Annotated in this window: 6 protein-coding genes; all 6 read right to left on the bottom strand. The window is 64.6% G+C overall.

Annotation, left to right across the window (positions count from 1 at the left end):
- A partial coding sequence (gene nuoL / locus Q0D45_RS00085; RefSeq protein ID WP_366946285.1) for an NADH-quinone oxidoreductase subunit L occupies positions 1–1,883 on the bottom strand: 1,883 nt, incomplete at its 3' end.
- A 19-nt stretch (positions 1,884–1,902) separates the two neighbouring features.
- Positions 1,903–2,214 (bottom strand): NADH-quinone oxidoreductase subunit NuoK, encoded by a 312-nt coding sequence (gene nuoK, locus Q0D45_RS00090; RefSeq protein ID WP_366946286.1) that lies wholly within the window; start codon positions 2,212–2,214, stop codon positions 1,903–1,905.
- Between the two features lie 26 nt (positions 2,215–2,240).
- On the bottom strand, positions 2,241–2,849 hold the full coding sequence (locus tag Q0D45_RS00095) for an NADH-quinone oxidoreductase subunit J (RefSeq protein ID WP_293387037.1): 609 nt from the start codon (positions 2,847–2,849) through the stop codon (positions 2,241–2,243).
- A 7-nt stretch (positions 2,850–2,856) separates the two neighbouring features.
- Positions 2,857–3,348 (bottom strand): NADH-quinone oxidoreductase subunit NuoI, encoded by a 492-nt coding sequence (gene nuoI, locus Q0D45_RS00100; protein WP_293387039.1) that lies wholly within the window; start codon positions 3,346–3,348, stop codon positions 2,857–2,859.
- Positions 3,349–3,353: 5 nt separating this feature from the next.
- Positions 3,354–4,382: an NADH-quinone oxidoreductase subunit NuoH gene (nuoH, locus tag Q0D45_RS00105; RefSeq protein WP_366946287.1), complete on the bottom strand. Its 1,029-nt coding sequence runs from the start codon at positions 4,380–4,382 to the stop codon at positions 3,354–3,356.
- A gap of 71 nt (positions 4,383–4,453) precedes the next feature.
- The coding region (locus tag Q0D45_RS00110; protein ID WP_293387043.1) for a molybdopterin-dependent oxidoreductase at positions 4,454–6,240 on the bottom strand (1,787 nt) is incomplete at its 5' end.

Here is a 6,240-nt window from a genome sequence, read left to right on the forward strand (position 1 = left end):
CCGTTGACCATCAGGCCGTCGATGACGGTGACGTCGCCGAATTTCCACAGGCCGCCGCCGATCGCGCGCGCGCCGCCGGCGAAGAACCAGTCGTTGAAGCGGTCGAAGCCGTACTTCTCTTCCAGGATGGTGACCAGCAGGCCGGCCTTCTTGCGCAGCACGGCCGGCAGCTCGGGATTGACGATGTACAGATAGTAGGCGGTCGCGGCGCCGGCGAGCGCGAACCAGAATGGCAGGCTGGTGAGGCCGTGCAGCACCATGGAAATCACGCCGTGGTATTCCTGTGCCATCTCGGCCAGGCCCTCGTGCTCGGCGGCGATGACGATGGACGGGCCGAAATAGCCGCCGTAGAGCACCGTGCCTATGATCCAGCCGGCAGCGATCGAGGGAATGGCGAGCAGGATCAGCGGCACGGTCACCACCGCGGGCGTCTCGTGCGGAACATGAGCGTGACTGTCATGGCCGTGCTCGTCGTTGGCCGCGGCATGGCCGGCGTCGTGGCCCGCCTCGTGCGCGCCGAAGCGCTCCTTGCCGTGGAACGTATAGAAGATCAGGCGGAAGGAATACAGGCCGCCCACGAACACGCCGAGCAGCACCATCAGGTAGGCGAAGCCGGCGCCCGGCGTGTGCGACAGATGCACCGCTTCGATGATCGAGTCTTTGGAGAAGAATCCGGCGAATGGCGGCAGCCCGGCGTTGGCGAGCGCGCCGATGAACATGGTGAGGTAGGTGATCGGCATGTATTTGCGCAAGCCGCCCATCTTGCGCATGTCCTGCTCGTGGTGCAGGGCGATGATCACCGAGCCGGCGCCGAGGAACAGCACCGCCTTGAAGAACGCGTGGGTCATCAGGTGGAACATGGCGACCGAATAGGCCGAGGCGCCCAGCGCCACCGTCATGTAGCCCAGTTGCGACAGCGTCGAATAGGCGACCACACGCTTGATGTCGTATTGCACCACCGCGATCAGCGCCATGAAGAAGGCGGTGATGCCGCCGATCACCAGCACGAAGGACAGCGCCGCTTCCGACAGCTCGAACAGCGGCGACATGCGCGACACCATGAAGATGCCCGCCGTCACCATGGTGGCGGCGTGGATCAGGGCCGAGATCGGCGTCGGGCCTTCCATCGAGTCGGGCAGCCACACGTGCAGCGGAAACTGCGCCGACTTGCCCATGGCGCCGATGAAGAGGCAGATGCAGATCACCGAGATCAGCAGCCAGGGCGAGCCCGGGAAGATTTCGAATGTGTTCTTGGCCATGCCCGGCGCCTGCGAAAACACGGTGGCGTAATCCAGGGTCCCGAAATGCGCCAGGATCAGGCCGATGCCGAGCAGGAAGCCGAAGTCGCCGACCCGGTTCACCAGGAATGCCTTCAGGTTGGCATAGATCGCCGTCGGCCGCGTGTACCAGAAGCCGATCAGTAGGTAGGACACCACGCCCACCGCCTCCCAGCCGAAGAACAGCTGCACGAAGTTGTTGGACATTACCAGCATCAGCATGGAGAAGGTGAACAGCGCGATGTAGGAGAAGAAGCGCTGGTAGCCGGGATCGTCGGCCATGTAGCCGATGGTGTAGATGTGCACCATCAGCGAAACGAAGGTGACCACCACCATCATCAGCACCGTGAGCCGGTCGATGAGGAAGCCGATCTCGAAGCGGGTCGAGCCCGAAGTCAGCCAGGTGTAGACGCTGCCGTTGAAGACGTTGCCATCGAGCACGTCGAACATCACCGCCACCGACGCGAAGAACGCGATTGCCACGCCGAGGATGGCCGCCCAGTGCGCGCCGGCGCGGCCGATGGCGCGGCCGCCAAGGCCCGCGATCAACGCCCCGGCAAGGGGCGCCAGCGGCACCAGCAGATAGAGTTCTTGCATCGATGTCATGGCGTTGTGGTCGCTGCCTTCAGCCCTTCAAAGCGTTCAAGTCGTCGACGTTGATGGTGGCAAGGTTGCGGAACAGCACCACCAGAATGGCCAGGCCGATGGCCGACTCGGCCGCGGCCACCGTCAGGATGAAGAACACGAACACCTGTCCGGAAATGTCGTGCAGGTAATGCGAGAAGGCGATGAAGTTCAGGTTCACCGCCAGCAGCATCAGCTCGATCGCCATCAGCAGGATGATGACGTTCTTGCGGTTGAGGAAAATGCCGACGATGCTGATGGCGAACAGGATCGCACCGAGGATCAGGAAGTGCGACAGCGACAGCGCGGGCAACACTGGCAACGAGAACGACTGCACGATCAGCCCTCCCTTTTCTCTGAGGGCATGGCCACCAGGCGCACGCGGTCGGCGCGCTTGACCGCGATCTGCTTGGCCGGATCCTGCTGCTTGGTGTCCTTGCGCCGGCGCAGCGTGAGCGCGATGGCGGCGACGATGGCCACCAGCAGGATCACCGCCGCCAGTTCGAACGGATAGAGGTAATCGGTGTAAAGGATGCGCCCCAGCGCCTTGGTGTTGCTGTAGCCCTTACCGGGATCGCCCGGATTCGGCAAATGCTCCAGACCGAAATATTTGCCGCCCAGCACCAGCACCATCTCGATCACCATCAGCACGCCGATGGTGGCGCCCAGCGGCAGGTAGCTCCAGAAGCCCTCGCGCAGGCGGTCGAGGTTGATGTCGAGCATCATCACCACGAACAGGAACAGCACCATCACCGCGCCGACGTAGACCATCACCAGCACGATGGCGAGGAATTCCGCCCGCAGCAGCATCCAGATCGCGGCGGCGGTGAAGAACGCCAGCACCAGAAACAGCGCCGCGTGCACCGGGTTGCGCGCGGTGATGACGCGCAGCGCCGCCAGCACCAGGATGGTTGCGAAGAAATAGAAGACGACGATTTCGATGTTCATGGCTTCGTCACCGGTAGGCCGCGTCTGCCGCGCGGTCGCGCGCGATCTCCGCCTCGTAGCGGTCGCCCACCGCCAGCAGCATTTCCTTGGTGTAGTGCAGGTCGCTGCGCTTCTCGCCGTGGTATTCGAGCACGCGCGTCTCGACGATCGAGTCCACCGGGCAGGATTCCTCGCAGAAGCCGCAGAAAATGCATTTGTTCAGGTCGATGTCATAGCGGGTGGTGCGGCGGGTGCCGTCGGCGCGCTCTTCCGATTCGATGGTGATCGCCAGCGCCGGACACACCGCCTCGCACAGTTTGCAGGCAATGCAGCGCTCCTCGCCGTTGGGGTAGCGGCGCAGCGCGTGCAGGCCGCGGAAGCGCGGCGACTGCGGCGTGTGCTCTTCCGGGTACTGCACCGTGACCTTGCGCGAGAACAGGTGCCGGCCGGTGACGGCCAGGCCCTTCGCCAGTTCGTACAGCAGGAAGGTCTTGAAGAATTCGCGGATTTTCTCAGTCATGGTGTCTAGCTCCAGATTGAGAAAGGCGTCTGCATCCAGGCCGCGATCAGCACCAGCCAGACGATGGTCACCGGAATGAACACCTTCCAGCCAAGACGCATGATCTGGTCATAGCGGTAGCGCGGGAAGGTGGCGCGGATCCAAAGGAACATGATCAATACGCAAAGGAGCTTGCCCAGCAGCCAGACGAAGCCCGGGATCAGATTGAACAGCGGCGTGTCCAGCGGCGCCGCCCAGCCGCCAAAGAACATGATGGTGGTGAGCATCGACACCAGGATCATGTTGGCGTACTCGCCCATCGAGAACACGCCGAACAGCATGCCGGAATACTCGACGTGGAAGCCGATGATCTCCGATTCGCCCTCGGCCATGTCAAACGGGGCGCGCTGGACCTCGGCGATGCCGGAGATGAAATACACCAGCAGCATCGGCGCCAGCGGCAGCCAGTTCCAGGACAGGAAATTGAGCCCCATGTCGGCGAAGCGGCCTTTCATCTGGGCGTTGACGATGTCGGACAGGTTGAGGCTGTGCGACACCATCAGCACGCACACCAGGGCGAAGCCCATGGCGATCTCGTAGGCGACGATCTGCGCCGCCGCACGCATCGCGCCGAGGAAGGCATATTTCGAATTCGAGGCCCAGCCGGCGACGATGATGCCGTACACGCCCATCGAGGTGATGGCCATGATGTAGAGCAGCCCGGCATTGACGTCGGCCAGCACCACCTGCGGGCTGAACGGCACCACCGCCCAGGCCGCCATCGCCACGGTGAGGGTGATCAGCGGCGCCAGCACGAACAGCACCTTGTCGGCGCCGGTCGGCAGCACGATCTCCTTGAACATCAGCTTGACGCCGTCGGCGATCGGCTGCAGCAGGCCATAAGGGCCGACGCGGTTGGGGCCGATGCGCACCTGCATGTAGCCGATGACCTTGCGCTCCAGCAGCGTCACGTAGGCCACCACGCCGAGCAGCACCGAAACGATGATGGTGATCAGCACCGAGGTCTTCACCAGGGTGAATACGGCGCTTCCCAGCTGCGCGCCGAGCAGCGACTGGAACAGAGCCAGGCCGGCCGCAATAAGCTGCGCGTAAAGGTCCAGGATCACTACCGTTCCACCTTGATTTCGCCGAACATCGGGCCGAGGTCCTTGGTCGACGCATGCGCCGCCGCCACGCGCACGCAGTCCGGCGGCAGGCGCGGATCGAGCGCGGCTTTCAGCAGCGCCTCGCCCGTGCCCTGCTTCAATTTCACCGCTTGGCCCTCCGTCAGGCCGAGCCTGGCCAGCAGCGCCTGGTTCATCCACGCGCGCGGCGCGGCGGCGTCGCGCGTGTGTTGCAGCGATGCCGCGCGGCGCACGATGGCGTCACTTGAGTAAATCGGCACATCCGTTACACGCTGCAGGCCTGTGCCTGCCGCAGCAAGCTGCAGCGTCATGCCATTCAGCCGATTGCCGAGCTTGTCCGCGAACTCGGCGCCAAGCTCGTCGCGCACCTGTTCGCTGCTGTCGTAGTCGAAATCGGGTACGCCGAGCAAATTGCCGAGAACGCGCAGCACTTTCCACGCCGGGCGCGCATCGCCCAGAGGCCTGACCACGCCGTTGAAGCTCTGAGCGCGCCCTTCGGCGTTGACGAAGCTGCCCGAGGTTTCGGTGAACGGCGCGATCGGCAGCAGCACATCGGCGTAGTCTGGCGCCGCGCCTTTGTACGCGCTCAGGCAAACGACGAATTCCGCCGCGTCCATCGCCTTGATTGCGGCGCGCGGATCATGGCAATCCAGCTCGGGCTCGGTGTTCAGCAGCAGATAGGCTTTGCGCGGCTCGGCCAGCATGGCGGCCGCATTCAGGCCGCCCGCGCCGGGAATGGCTTGCGCCAGGTAACCGCCGACGCTGTTGGCAGCTTCGCCGAAAAAGCCGAACGCCGCCCCCAGCAGCCCGGCCAGTTCCTGCGCCAGGAGCTGCAACTGCGCCGCGCGCGGATGCTGCGCGGCCAGGTTGCCGAGGAAAATGCCGGCGCTCTTGCCGGAAGCGAGGCTGGCGGCGATCTTCTTCGCCTCCACGCCAACAGTGACCGCGGCCAGTGCCGCCGGCACTGCTTGCTGTTTCGCCTCGGCCACCGCCTTCACCACCTGCGCCAGCGTCTCGGGCAACGCCTGCGGCGGCACGATGGACTTGTTCGCCAGATTCAGCAGCAGATCGTCGTCCGTGGCGTGGATGAGATTGATCTGCTGGCCGCGCTTGGCCGCCTGGCGCAAACGATTGGCCAGCAGCGGATGGTCCTTGCGCAGGAACGAGCCGACCGCGAGCACCCGATCGAGACGGCCGAGATCGGCGATCTTCATCCCCAGCCAGGGCGCGCCGCCGCGCTTGCCGTCGGCGGAAAAATCCGACTGGCGCAGACGGAAATCGACATTCTGGCTGCCCAGGCCGCGCGCGAGCTTCGCCAGCAGCGCCAGCTCTTCCAGGGTGGAGTGCGGTGCCGCCAGCGCGCCCAGCGCCTGCGGGCCATGCTCGGCGATGACGCCTTTCAGGCCATTGGCTGCCGCCTCCAGCGCTTCCTGCCACTCGGCTTCCTGCCACTGCCCGCCGCGCTTCAGCATCGGCCGCGTCAATCGGTCATCGGCGTTGAGGCCTTCGTAGGCGAAGCGGTCGCGATCGGAGAGCCAGCATTCGTTCAGCTCTTCGTTTTCGAGCGGCAGCACCCGCATCACCTTGTTCGCCTTCACCTGCACGATCAGGTTGGAGCCGAGGCTGTCGTGCGGGCTCACCGATTTGCGCCGCGCCAGTTCCCAGGTGCGCGCGCTGTAGCGGAACGGCTTGCTGGTGAGCGCGCCCACCGGGCACAGGTCGATCATGTTGCCGGAGAGTTCGGAATCCACCGAACGCCCGACGAAGG

Origin of the sequence: Nevskia sp. (assembly GCF_023266035.1) — a bacterium.
Taxonomy (GTDB): domain Bacteria; phylum Pseudomonadota; class Gammaproteobacteria; order Nevskiales; family Nevskiaceae; genus Nevskia.

Excerpts from the sequence above, each read along its gene's own strand:
- Q0D45_RS00095 (WP_293387037.1), bottom strand. The coding sequence starts at position 2,849 with ATGAACATCGAAATCGTCGTCTTCTATTTCTTCGCAACCATCCTGGTG.
- nuoI (WP_293387039.1), bottom strand. The coding sequence starts at position 3,348 with ATGACTGAGAAAATCCGCGAATTCTTCAAGACCTTCCTGCTGTACGAA.